At 70.9% G+C, this 17,607-nt stretch carries 10 protein-coding genes; 8 read left to right on the top strand and 2 right to left on the bottom strand.

What is annotated here, in order from left to right; genetic code table 11:
* Positions 1-58: 58 nt before the first annotated feature.
* Positions 59-2,554, bottom strand: coding sequence for an ABC transporter permease (locus tag OG413_RS13290; RefSeq protein ID WP_266805361.1), 2,496 nt, complete (start codon positions 2,552-2,554; stop codon positions 59-61).
* Positions 2,548-3,282, bottom strand: coding sequence for an ABC transporter ATP-binding protein (locus OG413_RS13285; RefSeq protein WP_266805359.1), 735 nt, complete (start codon positions 3,280-3,282; stop codon positions 2,548-2,550). Before OG413_RS13285 ends, OG413_RS13290 begins: the two co-directional genes overlap by 7 nt.
* A gap of 370 nt (positions 3,283-3,652) precedes the next feature.
* Here OG413_RS13285 and OG413_RS13280 point away from each other — a divergent pair, with 370 nt between their 5' ends.
* The 8 genes from OG413_RS13280 (at position 3,653) to OG413_RS13245 (ending at position 17,602) form a co-directional block, all read left to right on the top strand.
* Entirely contained in the window at positions 3,653-4,417 is a 765-nt protein-coding gene (locus OG413_RS13280) for an alpha/beta fold hydrolase (protein ID WP_323137852.1), read from the top strand.
* A 302-nt stretch (positions 4,418-4,719) separates the two neighbouring features.
* Complete coding sequence (locus tag OG413_RS13275; RefSeq protein WP_266805358.1) at positions 4,720-6,006, top strand: sensor domain-containing protein; 1,287 nt, start codon at positions 4,720-4,722, stop codon at positions 6,004-6,006.
* Positions 6,006-6,650, top strand: coding sequence for a response regulator transcription factor (locus OG413_RS13270; RefSeq protein WP_266805357.1), 645 nt, complete (start codon positions 6,006-6,008; stop codon positions 6,648-6,650). Before OG413_RS13275 ends, OG413_RS13270 begins: the two co-directional genes overlap by 1 nt.
* Positions 6,651-7,126: 476 nt before the next feature.
* The gene (locus OG413_RS13265; protein WP_266805356.1) at positions 7,127-8,071 is read left to right on the top strand and encodes an ABC transporter ATP-binding protein; all 945 of its coding nucleotides are present in this window, start codon (positions 7,127-7,129) and stop codon (positions 8,069-8,071) included.
* Positions 8,068-9,036 (top strand): ABC transporter permease, encoded by a 969-nt coding sequence (locus tag OG413_RS13260; RefSeq protein WP_266805355.1) that lies wholly within the window; start codon positions 8,068-8,070, stop codon positions 9,034-9,036. Before OG413_RS13265 ends, OG413_RS13260 begins: the two co-directional genes overlap by 4 nt.
* A 45-nt stretch (positions 9,037-9,081) precedes the next feature.
* Positions 9,082-9,486, top strand: a complete 405-nt coding sequence (locus OG413_RS13255; protein ID WP_266805354.1) for a GntR family transcriptional regulator — start codon at positions 9,082-9,084, stop codon at positions 9,484-9,486.
* Positions 9,487-9,678: 192 nt separating this feature from the next.
* Positions 9,679-11,043 (top strand): deoxyribodipyrimidine photo-lyase, encoded by a 1,365-nt coding sequence (locus OG413_RS13250; RefSeq protein ID WP_266805353.1) that lies wholly within the window; start codon positions 9,679-9,681, stop codon positions 11,041-11,043.
* 1,261 nt (positions 11,044-12,304) lie between these two features.
* Complete coding sequence (locus tag OG413_RS13245; protein ID WP_266805351.1) at positions 12,305-17,602, top strand: ATP-binding protein; 5,298 nt, start codon at positions 12,305-12,307, stop codon at positions 17,600-17,602.
* Positions 17,603-17,607 lie beyond the last annotated feature (5 nt).

Below are 17,607 nucleotides of genomic sequence, written 5' to 3'. Positions count from 1 at the left end.
CCAACAGCCGCACCAACAGCCCTTTCGGCGGCAACTGAGTCCGCCGCCGGAGCCCGGACTACTCGCGCATGCCGGCCAGTTCGACCGGCCGGACGCGCAGCGCGAAGGCGGCGGGCAGTACGGCGGACACGATGGCCAGTACGGCGCTCGCCGCGACGACCGCCCCGGCGGTCCCCCAGGGCACGACGACCGCCGACCACACGTCCAGCAGTCCCAGCGCGCCCCACACCCCGAGCAGGTTGAGCCCGGCTACGGCGCCGCCGATCACGGCCCCCACCGCGACCACCACCAGCGCCTCCACCGCGACCAGGCGCAGGACCTGCGCCTTGGTGGCGCCGGAGAGGCGGAGCACCGCGAGGTCGCGGACCCGGTCGGAGGTGGCCATCACCAGGGTGTTGGCCAGGGCGATGCCCGTGTAGACGAGGGCGATGCCCAGGATCATCAGGAGGCCGAGCCGGGTGTTCTCGCTGGAGCGCGGGTAGTGCTCGTCCACCCATTCGCTCTTCGTGAGCACCTCGGTTCCGGTGGCCGCGCCCGCCTCGCGCAGGGCCGCGGCGACGGCCTCCCGGTCGGCGCCGTCCTCCACCTTGACGTCGATCCGGTCGATGCCCGCGCCCGCGGCGTTGCGCGGGGTCAGATACACCCCGTTGCTGCCGGTGCCCGTACCAAGGACGGCGGCGACCCTGAGCGAGACCTTGCGGCCGTCGCCCAGCCAGACGGAAACCCGCTGCCCGACGGTCGTGGTCAGCCACTCCTCGTTGACGACGATGCCGCCGTCGTCGAGGTCGGTGAGCCGGCCCGCCACCACGGGCAGATCGGACACGGCGGCCAGCCCGGCCGGAGTGACCGCCCTGGCCTCGGACTTGACGAGCGCCGTGCCCTCTTCGAGCACGGTCACCCCGGTGGAGCGCGACGCGCTGACCGTGGCGCCCTCGATGTTCCGGGTGCGCTGGACGAACTGCGGCGAGATCGCCCGGCCTTCGCCCTCCGAGGCCACGACGAAGTCGGCGACGGTGTGGTTGCGCGCCTCGGTGGCCTTGGCCTCGTTGATGGTGGCCGTCGTCCCCATGAGCGAGGCGGCGAGGGCGACGGTGATGATGACGGGAGCGGCCACTGCCGCGGTCCTGCGCACTCCGGCGGCGGCGTTCTCCCTGGCCAGTACGCCGGTGGCGCCGGGCAGCTGGGCGGGCAGCCAGGTCAGCAGCCGGGTCAGCGGCCGCACCAGGACCGGGGCGAACAGGGCGAACCCGACGATCAGCAGCATCGGCTGGGTGATGTAGGTCTTGCGCTTGAGTACGTCCCCGGGGTCGGAGACCAGCGCCATGCCCAGCAGCCCGAGTCCGGTCAGCAGCACGAGCGTGGCCATCAGCCAGCGGCTCACCGGCATCGCCCGGCTGTCGACGGCCGATTCGCGCAGCGCCTCGGTGGGGCCGACCTTCCCGGCCCGGTAGGAGGAGACCAGTACCCCGGCCATCGCCACGAACAGTCCGGTCCAGAAGGCGGTGTGCAGCGGCCAAGTCTGGTCACCGATGGCGAACCAGTGCGGCGCGATCTTCACATCGACCATCCAGGAGGCCAGCCGCGGCGCTCCGGCGGCCCCCAGCCAGCAGCCCGCGGCCGAGGCCAGGACGCCGATGACGACGGCTTCCGCGTACACCATCCGGCGCACCTGGTCGGGGGTGGCGCCCGCCGTGCGCAGCAGGCCGAACTCGCGCCTGCGCTGGGCCACGGCGAAGGAGAACGTCGAGGCGACGACGAAGACGGAGACGAAGCCGGTGATGGCCGCCGCGGTGCCCAGCAGCGCGTTGACGGAGACCAGGGCCTCGTCGTCGCGGTCCGGGTCGGGGTCGGCGCGGCGCCGGTCGTCGCCGGTGAGGACGGTCAGGCCGGTCTTCTCGCCGGCCACCTCCCGTACCTTGCCGGCGGCGGCGTGCACCACCACGGCGTCGATGGCCGGGGAGATCCTGGCGGCCTCCGCGTCGGTGAAGAACACGGCGGTCTCGAAGCCCGCGGCCGCCACGGTGCCGACCACGGTCCTGGTGCCGGTGCCGGCCGGTGTGGCGACCCGGATCCGGTCCCCGGCCCGTACATCGGCCCCGGGCCCGGCCGTGACGACGACCTCGCCCGGCGACGAGGGGGCGCGTCCGCCGGAGAGCCGGTACGGGGTGGAGCCCGCGACCGACCAGGGGTGGCCGACCGTCGCCTCGACATCGCCGTCCAGGTTCGCGTCCTCGACGGTGACCGGGAAGGTACGGTCCTGGACCGTGCGGCCGAGTCCGGCCAGTTCGGCGGCCAGTTTCGCGGGCACCGGGCGGGGGTTGTCGAGCGGCTGGGTACGGATGCCGATCGGAGTGTCCACGCGGAGCCGGTCGGACGCCTGGACGACGACGGGGGCCTGGGCGAACCGTTCGGGGCCCCGGTCGGGGGCGCTGAAGGTGGCCGCGAGCGCGAGCCCGGTGGCCGCGATGAGCCCGACGCCCAGGGCCAGGGCGATGAAGGAGCCGACGAAGGTGACCCAGCGGGTCCTCATGCCCTGCAGTGCGAGGCTCAGCACGGGACCACCGCCGGCTTCGTCATGCGCGCGGCGACCTGCTCGGCGGAGGGCGAGTACAGCTCGTCCTCCACCACGCCGTCGGCGAGGAACAGCACCCGGTCCGCGTAGGAGGCGGCGACCGGGTCGTGCGTCACCATGATCACGGTCTGGCCGCCGTCCACCATCGAGCGGAGCATGGACAACACCTCCCTGCTGGTGGTGGAATCCAGGGCGCCGGTCGGCTCGTCCCCGAAGAGCACCTCGGGGCGGGTCACCAGGGCGCGGGCCAGGGCCACGCGCTGCTGCTGGCCGCCGGACAGTTCGCTGGGCCGGTGCCCGGCCCGCTCGCGCAGCCCCACCTGCTCCAGCACCTCCAGCACCTGGGCCCGCTTCGGGCGGCGCCCGGCCAGTCGCAGCGGGAGCGCCACGTTCTGCTCGGCGGTCAGCGAGGGCAGCAGGTTGAACGCCTGGAAGACGAACCCGATGCGCTTGCGGCGCAGCAGCGTCAGCTTCTTCTCGCTGAGCCGGGTCAGGTCCGTGTCACCCAGGAACACCTGGCCGCTGGTGGGCCGGTCCAGTCCCGCGGTGCACTGGAGCAGTGTCGACTTGCCGGAGCCCGACGGGCCCATGATGGCGGTGAAGGTGCCCTGGGGAATGTCCAGGCTGACCCGGTCCAGCGCGGTGACCGCACCGGCGTCCTTGCCGTAGGACCGGGTGACCGAACTGAGCCGGACGGCTGCTTGATTCATGGTGTCCACTCAATAGGGCCCGCGCTTCCGGCACATCGGAGCGGAGCGGAATCCTGGGGGTGGAGATAGCTCCACCTTCCTGCGCACGATGGCTGCACCGGTGCGGAAAGGGCGGCGGGCCGGAAGGCGGGAAGCCGCGCCGACAGGACCCTGCCCGCCCAAGGACGTCCGTCGGCCACACCGAGGCCGGATCATGACGTGGACGAGTGGGTCCCGAGGCCGGATCATGACGTGGACGAGTGGGTCCCGAGGCCGGATCATGACGTACACGAGTGGGACCCGAGGCCGGATCATGACGTACACGAGTGGGACCCGAGGCCGGATCATGACGTGCACGAGTGGGGCCGAGGCCCCGGAGGGGTGGGTTCGCGTGGCGGTCATCGACGCCGAAAACAGGAATCAGTGGTTCCGGACGTACCGGAGGGACGGGAAGGTCAGGGTCAGGCTGATCTGCTTCCCGCACGCGGGCGGCACGGCGACCCTTTTCCACCGCTGGCCGGGTCATCTGCCCGCCGATGTGGAACTGCTCGCCACCCAGTACCCGGGCAGGCAGGAGCGGTTCGCCGAACCGTGCGTCGAAACCATGGCCGAGCTGGCCGACCGCATCACCGACGCGCTGGAACCCGTGGTCACCGGCCCGCGACGGCTGCCGTTCGTCCTGTTCGGCCACAGCCTCGGTTCCGCGGTCGCCTACGAGGTGGCGCGCCGCCTCGACGAGCGGCACGGCATCGTCCCCGACCGCGTCATCGTGTCGGGACGCAGCGCGCCCCACGCCCCGCGCGGCAGCGCCACCTTGCACACCCTGGACGACGAGCGGCTCATCGCCGCGGCACGGCACCTGGGCAACATGGCCTCGTCCGTGTACGACGACCCCGATCTGCGGCCGCTGCTGCTGCCGTCCCTGCGGAGCGACTTCCGGGTGATCGAGTCCTACCGGCCGCACGATCCCGCCCCGCTCCGGGCGCCGGTCACCGCGGTGGGCGGGGACCGCGACCCGGGCTGCCCGGTCGCGGAACTGGAATCCTGGTCGTCGCTCACCACGGCCGGATTCGAGAGCCGGGTCTTTCCCGGCGACCACTTCTACTTGGTGCCGACGGAGGCGGAACTGCTGGCATTCATCGCCGAGCGCCTCTGAACCGTCCCGCTGCCCCGCAGCGGACGTGCCGCCGCCCCGCCACCCGTCACCCCGCCGCGAACCGGCCCCCGCGCCGCAGCGACAGGAGCGCGGGGAGCGAGGTGGTGACGAGCAGCGGCGAGCACATTGCCCGCCACCGCACCGAGCGCCGCGGTGGTGAGCGCACCGGCCGACGGACGCGTGCCGTGGTGCGCGGGCACCCCGCTCTCCACCGGAGCGGTCTCTCCGGGAGAGGCAGTGCCCACCCCAAGGGTGGAGCCAGCTGGGTGGTCCGCCCGCACGGCGTCTCATAGCGTGCCGTCATGCACTCCTCCAGCCTCTGGCAGGCACTCCAGCAGCGCCGCTATGTCCTCAGCGGTTGGCCGTGGCGCTCGGCGCTCTATCTGCTGACCAGCGTGCCGCTCGGTATCGCCACGCTGGCCACCCTGCTGCTGCTCGCCCTCGCGGGCAGCGTGCTCACCGTGGTCCTGGTCGGTGTGCCCCTGCTCCTCACGCTCGTCCTCACCGGCATCCCGCTGGCCGCCCTGGAACGCCGCAGGCTCCGGCTCCTGGACCGCGACCCGATCCCCGGCCCGCACCGCGAGCCGCGGAGCACGGGGCTGTACTCCTGGCTGCGTACGCGGCTCCAGGAGCGTTCCACCTGGCGGGAGTTGGGCTACGCGCTGCTGTTCGCCTGCCTGCTGTGGCCCCTGGAGGGGCTCGCCGTCGGCACCGTCCTGACCGTGTGCGGGGGCCTGATCGCCACGCCCGCGATGATGGCCGCGGGCGGCGACGAGGAGGCCCGCGTACTCAAGCTCTGGATCGCCGACTCCTACCCGGAGGCGTTCGCCGCCCTGCTGGCCGGTGTCCTGCTCCTCCCGCTGCTCGCCTATCCGCTGGGCGTGCTGGCCGCCGGACGCGCCGTACTGACACGGCAGTTGCTCTCCATCCCGGAGTCCGGGCTCGACTCCCGCATCCAGGAGCTGGGCCGCTCCCGGATGCGTCTGGTGGACGCCTTCGAGGCGGAACGCCGCCGTATCGAACGCGACCTGCACGACGGGGCGCAGCAACGGCTCGTCGCCCTCTCCATGACGCTGGGCCTGGCCAGACTGGAGAACCCGGCCGAGCCGCTCGGCAGCCTGCTGGCCAAGGCGCACGAGGAGGCGGGGGTGGCCCTGGTGGAGATCCGGGAACTGATCCGGGGCATCCACCCCCAAGTCCTCACCGACCGGGGCCTGGAGGCCGCCGTGGAGGACATCGCCGACCGTTCCGCGGTACCGGTGGAAGTGAGCTTCGACCTGCCGGGCCGGATGCTCGAAGCCATCGAGACCGCCGTCTACTTCGCGATCTGCGAGGCCCTGGCGAACGTGGCCAAACACAGCCGCGCGACCCGGGCGGAAGTCACCGGTCGGGCCGAGAGGGGCCGGCTGACGGTGGAGGTCGAGGACAACGGGATCGGCGGCGCCGACACGGTCGACGGCACGGGGCTCCAGGGCGTCGCCGATCGCCTCTCGGTGCTCGGCGGCCACCTGCTAGTGTCCAGTCCGCCCGGGGGGCCCACGGTGTTCCGTCTTCAAGTCCCCTGCTCACCCGCCCGATCGAGGACGTGATGTTGCGCATCGTACTGGCCGAGGACAGCGTGCTCCTGCGGGAGGGCCTGGTCGGTCTCCTGGAGCGGTTCGGCCATCAGGTGGTCGCCGGAGCGGGCACGGCCGAGGAGCTGACCGCGGCGGTGCTCGAACACCGCCCGGACATCGTGGTGACCGATGTACGGATGCCGCCCGGCTTCTCCGACGAGGGTCTGCGGGCCGCCGTCGAGCTGCGCGAGAAGCAGCCGGACCTGCCCGTCCTGGTGCTCAGCCAGTACGTGCAGCGCGCCTACGCCGAGGATCTGCTGGACTCATCGGACGGCACCGGCGTCGGCTATCTGCTCAAGGAGCGCATCGGTAACGTCGAGGAGTTCATCGACGCCCTGCACCGGGTGGCCGAGGGCGCCACGGTGGTCGACCCGGAAGTCGTCAGGCAGCTGATCCGGCACCGCCGCGATCCCCTGTCGCGGCTGACGGCCCGTGAGCAGGAGGTGCTGGCCCTGATGGCGGAGGGCAAGTCCAACGCCTCCATCGCCGCGGCCCTGACCGTCAGCGAAGGCACGGTCAGCAAGCACTTCGGCTCGATCCTCACCAAGCTCGACCTCAGCCTGTCCGAATCCACGAACCGCCGGGTCCTCGCCGTACTGGCCTACCTGCGCGGCTGAGAGCTGTCCGAGTAGACGCGTCCGACCCGCACCGACCACCCCTTCCTCCTCGTCCCGGTGGTCGGCGATGAGCCGTGCCACCGCGAGCTTGCCCCCGAAATCGTCTGCTGGAGTTTCAGCGATTCCCTTTCCTGGGACTGGACCAGCATTTTGAGTCCGAGTATCGGATAGCTCGACGAGCGCGGAAGGAACCCGGCCGACGGACCAGCGGAAACTGCTCCGCCACGGACCAGCCGAACCGTTCCGCCACGGACCATCCGAACTGCTCCGCCAGCACCTGCGCCTCTGCTGTCGGTTCTTTCAACAGGGTGCGACAGGCGTACTCCGCGTCCTGGCCGAGCCCGATCTCCTTGAGCGTGCCGCTCCCCTCCGTGCCACGGCGTTCCCCCACACCACGCGAGGCGACCCGCCTTGACACCCACTCACCCCACAGACAATGATTCCATTAGTTGACTAGTGGAATCGAGGCGAGGCGCGTGGCGGACACGAGCACCCCGAACGGGACTTCAGGCGCGTGGGCACTGGAGGCCCGCGGCCTGAGCAAGCGATACCGGCGCGGCTGGGCCCTGCGCGACTGCTCCTTCCGGCTCCCGGCCGGCCGGATCTGCGGTCTCGTCGGCCCCAACGGCGCGGGCAAGAGCACCCTGCTCGGACTGGCCACCCGGCAGGTGGAACCGACCGAGGGTGAACTCCGCGTCTTCGGCGTGCCGGTGGACGACCCCGCGGTGATGCCCAGATTCGCCTTCCTCGGACAGGACAAGCCGCTGTTCAAGCGGTTCACCGTGGCGGAGACGTTGCGCATGGGCAGCGAGCTCAACCCCGGCTGGGACATGGCCGCGGCAGAGCGCATCGTCCGCTCCGGCCACGTACCGATGCACGCCCGGGTCGGTACGCTCTCCGGCGGTCAGCGCACCCGCGTCGCCTTCGCGCTCGCCTTCGGCAAGCGGCCCGATCTGCTGCTGCTCGACGAGCCGATGTCGGACCTCGACCCGCTGGCCCGCGACGAGATGAGCACGCTGCTGATGGCGGAGGCCGTCGAGCGCGGCACCACCGTGGTGATGTCCTCACACATGCTGACGGAGCTGGAGGACATGTGCGACTACCTGCTGGTCGTCGCCGGAGGCCGGATCAGGATGGCCGGTGACGCCGACGCGCTGGTTCCGGCGCACACCCTGGTCACCGGGGTGACCGAGGACGGGGCGCTGCCCGCCGCACTCGCTCCCCACACGCTGATCGAGGCACGGATCCAGGGCCGCCAGTTCCACGCGATGGTGCGGCCGAAGGGTCCGCTGGGCGGTGCCTGGCAGATCACCGAACCCAGCCTCGAAGAAGTGCTGCTCGCCCATCTCCGCTCGCCGGACGCACCCGCGCTGTACACACCCGGCGCCCGTGTCGAGGCCGAAGGGACCAGGACCGCATGAGCACCACCCTGACCGAACCCCGTACCGGACGAGCCGCCAGGCCCCGGATGCTGCGCGGGCTGAACTGGCTGTTCGTACGCCAGCACCGTGCCACGCTGGGCGGCGTCCTCGCCCTGGTGGTGTTCAGCTCGGCCTGGATCCTCTACCAGCGCGCCGAGTTGGTCCAACTGCTCGACGCGGTGGGCTGGCCCGAGAAGAGCCCGGCCCAACAGCCCCTGGGACAGGGATACTCCTACCTGTCCACCGTGCTGAACTCGCTGCCGGTGGTCCTCGCCGTCTTCCTCGGAGCCCCGCTGATCGCGGCCGACCAGGAGCAGGGCACCGCCCAGCTGGCCACCACCCAGTCCGTGACGCGCCGGCGCTGGCTGGCCGTCAAGCTCACCTGGTGCCTCCTGGTGGCCCTGGTGGCCGGCGCGGTGCTCTCCGCGCTCTTCACCTGGTGGTGGAAGCCCTACCGCTCGGCGTTCTACAGTTCGTGGCTCGAAGGCTCCATCTTCGACAACACCGGCCCCATGCTGCCAGCGTTGTGCCTCTTCCTCACGGCAGCGGGCATCACCATCGGCGTACTGCTGCGCCGCGTGCTGGCCGCCATGGTGGTGACCTTCGTCTTCTCCGTCGTCGCGCAGGTCGCCTGGGGCGTGCTCCGGGTCCACCTGGCGCCGTCCCGGATGTTCACCTACCCCCTCAACGAGGACATCCCCGCCCGGCTCTCCGACGCACACGAGCTGGACCGCTGGATCGGGAGCGCCGACGGACAGCTCTACGGCTGGGGCGCCTGCGCCGAAGCGACCGAGAAGGCCACGAACGCGTGCATCAAGGAGAAGGGCATCGTCAACGACGTCATCGAGTACCTCGACTACGACCAGATGGCGGCGATGCAGTGGACCGGCGCCGGAATCCTGCTCGTCGGCACGGCGCTCCTCACGGCGTTCACCCTGTGGCGGGTCTCGCGACGCCCCCTGTAGGGCGCGCCCCCTCGTTCTACGTAAAATGTCGGCATCGAGCGGAAGGTGAAACCCGTGGTCGTATTCCGCATCGACCGGCGCAGCGGAGTCGCAACGTATCTCCAGATCGTCCACCAGGTCGAACAGGCCCTGCGGATGGGCGCCCTGGAGGAGGGTGACCGGCTGCCCACGGCCGCACAGGTCGCGGCGACCACCAAGGTCAACCCGAACACCACCCTCAAGGCGTACCGCGAGCTGGAACGCGCGGGCCTCGCCGAAGTCCGCCAGGGAGCGGGCACCTTCATCACCCGCTCCCTCTCGCAGCCCCTGACGGGCCCCGACTCCCCGCTGCACAACGCGCTGTCCGAATGGATACGCCAGGCGCGCGCCGAGGGGCTCAGCGGCCAGGACGTCACCGCCCTCTTCCGGGCCGCGTTCGAAGCCACGTACCCCTCCGACACGAACGCCTGACCCACCGGCACGTCCCGGTCCGGCTCCGCCGACCGTCCGATACGTTCCCACTCGCGCACCGATCCACCGCCTGGTCCGCTCCGGACCAGTGGATGAGGCACCAGCGAGAAGGGCCGGTCATATGACCGACAGGGAGTCGTACCGGACGGCCGGCGGAGATTTTCCGTTCCCCGGCCAGGGAGGCGTGCCGAAGTGAGCGTGTCCATCTGTCTGTTCACCGCCGATCTGCGGCTGCGTGACAACCCGGTCCTGACCGCCGCGCTGCGGGACACCGACCGGGTGGTGCCGCTGTTCGTCCTCGACGAGGGCGTGCACGCGGCCGGGTTCGACGCACCCAACCGACTGGCGTTCCTCGCCGACTGCCTGGCCGATCTGGACGCCGGGCTGCGGGAACGCGGCGGACGGCTGGTGCTGCGGGCCGGCGGGGTGGTCGAGGAGGTCTGCTCGGTCGCCGCCCTGTCCGGTGCCCGCGAGGTGCACGTGGCCGGGGGCGCCAGTGCCTACGCGCGGCGGCGCGAGGAACGGCTGCACGCGGCCCTCGCCGGACAGGGCCGCGCGCTCCGGGTCCACGACGCGGTGGTCACGGTGGTTCCCCCGGGGGCTCACGTCCCGCAGCGAAAGGACCACTTCGCCGTGTTCACCCCCTACCTCCGGCGCTGGCGTGAGACGGCCGTCCGCAAACCCCTGGGCGCCCCGCGGTCCGTACCGGTCCCCGAGCACATCGGCTCCCTGGACCTGCCCGTACGCCGGGCCATCACCGGGGTGTCACCGGGTCTCGCGACGGGCGGCGAGCGGGAGGCCCGCAGCCGCGTCACGTCCTGGCTTCGCGGCTCCCTGGACGCCTACGCCGACCGGAACTCCGACCTCGCGGCCGACGCCACCTCCCGGCTCTCCCCCCATCTGCACTTCGGCACCCTGTCCGCCACCGAACTGGTACACCGGGCCGACCGCCCCACGAACCCCGGCGCCGACGCCTTCGTACGCCAGCTGGCCTGGCGCGACTTCCACCACCAGGTCCTCGCGGCCCGGCCGGACGCGGCCCACACCGACTACCGCCCCCGGCACGACCACTGGCGCCACGACGAGACCGAGGCACGGGCCTGGCGGAACGGCCTGACCGGCTATCCGGTGATCGACGCGGCGATGCGCCAGCTGAGGCACGAGGGCTGGATGCCGGGCCGGGCACGCATGCTGACCGCAAGCTTCCTCACCAAGACGCTCTACCTGGACTGGCGCCTGGGCGCCCGGCACTTCCTGGACCTGCTGGTCGACGGGGACGTGGCCAACAACCAGCTCAACTGGCAGTGGATGGCCGGCACCGGCACCGACACCCGCCCCAACCGCGTCCTCAACCCCCTCACCCAGGCCAAACGCCACGACCCGCAGGGCGACTACGTACGCCGCTGGCTGCCCGAACTCACCGGCCTGGAGGGCGCCACGATCCACCAGCCCTGGAAACTCCCACCCCCGGAACGAGCCCGCTACGACTACCCGGCCCCCCTCGTGGAACTCCCCGACGCCCTGGCCCGATTCAGACGAGCCCGCGACCAGCGGTGACGCGGCACACTCCCGCCCCACCCCAAACACCAGAAAACCCCAGGTCAGGAACTGTCCGACCTGGGGTTTCTCTGAGCCGCCTTCGGGATTCGAACCCGAGACCTACGCATTACGAGACCGTGAGCGATCGTGCTGCGTGGTGCCTGATCGTGCTGCCGAGTGCCGTTTTGCCTGATCAGAGCATGTGCGACTGGCTGGTCTGTGCTACCTCGTATTACGTCGTTCAAAGGCGTCCGGCCACCGACCGGCCACCGGGGAGGGACACCTGGGGTGGCAAAGAGCCGGGGCACTGGGGTTGTCGTCTTCTCACAGACGGCGAGAATCCTGCGGGCAAGCGTCCGTCACTCGCGGCCGGCGACTACAGGTGGTGGCGGGCAACGGCTACCACCTGTACCTCCTCAGTCTTCCGACATCGACGTACGCATCGCCGTCCGCATCTGGGACACACCGCCCGCGCCCTCCGTCGATACCGAAGGGCACACTCCTGTCACCATCGAGTCCGCAACCGGCATCCTTGTAGCCCTGCCGCGCCCGGGTGTCTACGAGGGCTACGCAGGGCCGGACGTGAAGCCGCGTCCGCGTACTACGACGAGACCCTGCGCAGCATCACCGACGACTGGACCCCGGAACAGATCCAGCAGCCGGGAACGGTGCCCGGCCGATGAACGCTACGTCCTCGATCTGGCCTTCGTCCGGGACCCCGCCCCGGACGACGAGGATGAAGGTGAAACGACGCCTGACCGGCAAACATACGACAACGTCCCGAACAGAGTGCGAGTCAGATCCCGGGCGCTGTTCCGCAAAGGAAAGCGAGCCGCTGTCGGCGGCGGTTGGAATCAGCCGCCGCACCCTGAAGGTTTCCTTCCTGGCGTACGCCGACTCGACCAACCGGCCCCTGCTGGACCGCAAGCACGAGTTCCTTGCTCCAGACGCTCTAGATGTTCCCAAATGGCAACTGTTTATCCTTCGCGCTGAGAGTTGACCTGCTCCGCGAACGAGCTGGCTCTCTAGCACCCGCCTCTGACAACTCGGGCCGCCGAACGGCTTCTTTCAGTCGTCCCGCCGTTCACCACATCTGAGGGTGCCCGGACGTCGCAAGGGACGGAGCCGACCCCACCCCCTCTCGCATTGACATGCGAGCTTTCAAGGAATTGGCCGGAAAACGTGGCTGGTGCCCCCTTCCGGACACACTGATGAGCACGATTCCCGGCAGGCACGCACAGGCATGCCGGTTCAGCGAGGGGGAACGGCCATCACACCGATGAGGGGCAGCGGATCAGGAACGGGGTTCGGGGACGCGATCACCGCCCTGACACGCCGGCGGATCGAGATCTTCGACGGAGCGGGAGGAGACTGGCGCTTCGCCGAGAGCCTGAAGTCCGTCAGTGAGGACACGGCCCAGGAGTACGAGGGCCGCACGATCTTGGAGCTTATCCAGAACGGACACGATGCCCTGGCCGCGGGGGGCACTGGCAGGATCGCCGTGCTGGCGAACAGCCAGGGGGACGGTGGCGGCGTCGTGTACGTCGCCAACGAAGGAGCCGGATTCACCGAGGAGAACTTCAAGGCCATCACCGAACTGGCCCTCTCCAGCAAGGGGGCGGGGGAAGGGATCGGGAACAAGGGGCTCGGCTTCCGCAGCGTACTGCAGCTGACCGACTGGCCCGAGATCTACTCCAAGGCGTCGCCCGCTTCCGACTCGTTCGACGGCTACTGCTTCCGTTTCGCCCGGCCGGACGACATCAACGCGATTGTCGACGACACGGCCCTCGCGGCCCGAGTGATCCAGGACATCTCCCCGCTGGCGTTGCCGGTACCGGCCGAGGCCACGGATCCCGTGCTCAAGGAACTCGCCGCGGACGGCTTCTCGACCGTCGTACGGCTGCCGCTGCGCCACGACCACGCCTGGGGCCTTGTCGTGGCCCAGGCTGCGGAGGTGGTAGCCGACGAGGCGCCCCTGCTGCTCTTCCTCGACCGGGTACGGGAGCTGGTCGTGGAGATCCGTGACGCGGATGGCGGCGGCAGACGGCGTGTGCTGTCGCGTGCCCAGCGCCGCTCCGACCTGGTCGAGTCGCGGCCGGCGGACTGGATCAGCGAAGTCGACCTCGGCAATGCCGGGCGCTATCTGCTGGCGCGTCGAACCCTGGAAGCCGAGGCCCTGCGCGTGGCGATCGAGCGCAGCGTCGAGGTCCACGGGATCGACGCGAAATGGCTGGACTGGCAGGGCGATGCGTGGGTCGGTGTCGCGCTCCGGCTGGACCGGCCGCTGCCGCGGAGCGGCCGGATGTACACCTTCATTCCCATGTCCGCGGCGTCCTCCGCTCCGTTCCCGGGCCATGTGCACGCCCCGTTCTTCACCAAGCTCGCTCGTCTCGAGATCAGCGAGGCAGTGGCGCTTAACGACCTACTGCTCGACCAACTCGCTTGTCTCTGCGTGGACTTGTCCCACCGCCTGCGTTCCGAGACCGCACACGGCCGCGCGGGTGACCTCGTGCTCGACCTCATGTGCTGGGACACTCCGGCCCGCCTCGACAAGGCGGTGAACGGGCAGCTCGCCGCCGAGCCGATCCTCCCTCTGGAGGGCGGGGAGTCCTGGGGCACCCTGCGGGACACGTACGCCTGGCCGGACGGCAGGCGCCCCTGGCGGGTCCTCACCGCCGAGGCGCTCGCCCGGGCCGGAGCCCCTCTGCTGGCCACCTCCGTGGGCCAGGTCCGGCACGCCCGTGCCGACCGGCTGGCCAAAGCGGTCGTCTCCAGGGCCATGCGCCCCCCGCTGGTCAGCACCGCCGACTGGGTCGAGGCTCTGGCCGAGGAGATCCGGGCTGAGGGCGGCGAGTCGACGAGCCCTCGCTGGGCGGACTTCTACAACGACGTGGCCCAAGCCTTCGTCGGCCAGCACACCGCGTTGCGGGGCCGGCGAATCATCCTCGACCAGGACGGCGGCCTGCGACCGGCGCTCGGCGGTGCGGCGGAGCCCGGCAAGAAGGACAAGAAGGAAGGCACCGTCTTCTTCCATCCCGGGAACGAGCACGCCGACTCCGTCACCCGAGTTCCCGGTGACCTCAAGGCGCTGCGACGCCGTATCTCCTTCACCCACCCCGGCATCACCTGGGAGAGCTCGGGACGGGACTTCCTGCAGCGGGGTGGGCTGGTCCGCTCCTACCAGCTGGACCAGGTCCTCGACGCGCTGCACGACCTACTCAGGGCACGGCCCTCGGAGGCCCTCAGCCGTGACGCCCTCACCTTCGCCCTGCGGCAGTTCCCCGTGCTGACCCGGGCCCAGCGGGACCGGCTCTCGCGGGTCGCCTTCCGGGTCCCGCTCGCCGACGGCGCCTGGGCGAGGGCGGCACGCTGCTCGTTCTCACCGGGCTGGGGAACCGAAGGCGCGAGACGGCTGGAGAAGTTCCTCGAAGCGGGCGGCTCCCGGATCCCGGAGCTCGCGGCCCAACGGCGACGCTGGATCAGCGGCCCCGACGACTGGCCCGCGCCGGTGCGGGACCGCGAGGCGTACCTCGAATTCCTCACGGCCATCGGCGTGGCCGACGGCCTGCGGTTGTCCACCGTCGGAGATCGCCTGGGAGCCCACCACGGCAACGACCTCGCACCCCATGTCCTGGCCCTGCGGTTCGGGCTCGGTGACACCCTGGGCCAGGCGTGGGTGGCGGACGTACGGTCCCGGTGGACTAAGTTCGCCCACCCATGGACGCCCTACGTGTTCCAGCGGCCACCGGCTCATCTCCCGGGAGCGGCCGAGGTCGCGGGCCTCGGCCCAACGGCCCGGCGCGAGTTCGCGGAACTGCTCATCCTGGGGTTCCGTACCTGGCGGGACGAGGTGTTCGACGTCACCGTGCACCGGCCCGCGTACCAGTTCGAGGACGAGCGCTCCTGGCCCACTCCGTTCGCGTCCTTCCTCCGTCGCACGCCCTGGCTTCCGGTGGAGGACGCCGAGTCGGACGGCCCGGCCTTCGTCACCCCGGGCGAGGCGTGGTTCAGCACCGATGGGGAACTGCCCGGCTTCGTCCCCTCTTTGCCGCTGCAGACCCGGCGGCTGCTCGCCGACAAGGCCGCGGCCACGAGGCTCCGTCGGTGCGGGCTGCGGAGTTGGGAGGACACACGGCATGCCGGTGCGGCCGTCCAGCACCTCGGTGAGATCCTCCACCGGGGCGACGTGCCGTCGTACCTCAGCGTCTCCTTCAAGAAGCACTACGGGCGGGCGTGGTCGCACCTCGCGCAGAACTCCCGCTGGCCGTGGCTCCCCGGTGAGGAGGTACGGCTCGTGGTCAGTCGCGGCAACGCCCTCGGCACCTTCGTACCGGCGGCCGAGGACGTGCCCGTGCATGTCTGTGACGAGCAGGCGCCGCTGAAGGAGGCGCTCGTCGAACTGGCAGGCCATCCCGTCCTGGTCGCCGGACCGGAGAGCGGGGACGCCATCGTGGAGATGGCCGACGCGCACAGTATCCGCACCCTGCGCACGTCGGCGACCGATGTGCAGGTCCGCCACCGCGACGGCGAACCGATCACCCCCACCGGACACGCCGACGCGCTCATCGACGGCAGGGAATGGCTCGTCACGGTGGTGGCCCTGGCCGTAGAACTGAAGTCCGGGGCGTTCCTGCGCCGCAGCGAGCGCGGTGTGCGGGCCCTGCTGGAGCGGCTGCGCACCGTGCGTGTCGTCCGGGCCGACGAGGTGGAGGTCGTCATCTCGGGCGTGCTCACCGAACCACCGCCGACCACGCGCGCTCTGCCGCTGCCAGACGCCGACCATCCCACGGTCGTCGTCTGGCGCAGCGAGGAGGGTTGGGACGAACTGCAGGCGTGCACGTCCGCGCTCGCCCAACTGCTGGGCAGGCCTGGGCTGCAGGACGTGCTGGAGCTGGTCTTGGTCAAGTTGGAACGGCAGCTCGACACCCATGATCCGGAAAGGATCGACGACCGCACCCTGGCGATGGCACTGGACACGACCGAGGCCAAGGTCGCCGAGATCAGACGCAACCTCACGGGAGATGTGCACGACACGGTACGACTGCTGCGCCCGGCCCTGTGCTGTCTCCTCGGCTCCGAATGGGACGAGGAGAGCGCGCGGGCGCTCGACCGAGCGGCAGGCGAGAACGAACTCGTCCAGATCGTCGGCCGATACACCGTCTCGCTGCCCGTGCCGGCCGCAGAACTCGTCGCCCTCGCCCGCTCCTGCACCTCACCGGCCGAACTCCGCGACGAACTGGGCCTGGACTTTCAGCGGTTCAACGAAGCGCTCGCCACGCTCGGCCCCGGCTACGCCCCCTACTCCCACCCTGATCTCCACGAGCAGGCCTTCGGCGACTTCGTGCGCGGCATCGCCGGCACCCTGGTGGACCGGCTGCGGGAACGGTACGTGGCGGCGGCCCGCGACGGCGCGGACCTCTCCGCGTACGCCAGGGCCCGTCGACTGCACGACCTGCTGCCGGACTCCGACTGGCTGCCCCGGTTCGTCACCCCGCCCGAAGACGAGATGCGGACCAGGACACAGGCATGGCTGCGCTCGCACGGCGCCGACGACGATCTCGGCCGAACCACCGATCTGCCGCCCATCGACCGGCTCCACGAACTCAACACCGCCGCGCTGGACCCCCTGGTTCCAGCGCTGGCCCGGCTGGTGTCCGCCTGGTGCCGCCGGCACGGAGCACCCGTACCGACCGGCTGGCAGGGCGCGCCCCTGCTGGAGGCGCGGACCTTCCTCGACGGCTCCGGCCTGAGCGACCTCATCGAGCTGAGCGAGGGACAACTGCTCGACGTGGTGCGGCGCGGTGTGGGCTGGCCGACCGGCATGCCGCTCACCGCCGATGCGGGGCTCCTCGGCCTCACTCCCGCCGACCTGGCGCCCCAGACCGGGCCGGCGCAGGGCACCGCCGGATCACGCGGGGCGGGCCCGGCCACCATCATGATCGGCGAGAAAGAGGTCGCTGTGGGACGCGATCACTTCTCCGCCATCGCGGACCTGGCCTCCAGGACCGTCGACGAGGCTTTCCTCGCCCAGTCCGGCAAGCTACGCCTGGGCACGGTCGCGCCGGTGCCCCAGCCCGGGCGGGGCGGAAGTTCCGGCACGTCGCGGGTGGTCGTGGCCCGTCTGAACCAGGCGAGTGAGGACCAGCGGTCGGCCATCGGTCTGGTCGGGGAGGTCGCGGCACGGGCCTGGCTCCAGCGCCATTACCCCGAGGTGCGCTGGCGGTCGGGGTACGCCGCAGTCATCAACGGCGACCGGGAGGCATCGGACAGCCTGGGGTACGACTTCGAGGTCGCCTGGCGTGACACCACACGGCTGTACGAGGTGAAGGCGCTGAGCGAACCCGTCAGCGAGCGCGTGGAGTTCGAGCTCGGGCCGTCCGAAGTGAACGCCGCGCGCACCCACGCGCGTGGCGGTCGGTACCGGATCCTGCTGATCACCGCCGCCCTGGACCCGGAGCACCGTCAGGTGTTCGAGCTGCCCAACCCGTTCTCGGCGGCCGGTCGCGAGCGGTTCCGGATCGTGGGCAAGGGGTTGCGCTATCAATGCTCGCCGCTGCGGAACAGCCGACGGCCTTGAGCTGA

It is taken from the genome of Streptomyces sp. NBC_01433 (assembly GCF_026340105.1).
Lineage (GTDB): Bacteria > Actinomycetota > Actinomycetes > Streptomycetales > Streptomycetaceae > Streptomyces.
The sequence above is the reverse complement of the archived record's forward strand: the minus strand, read 5'-3'. Positions and strand labels throughout refer to the sequence as shown.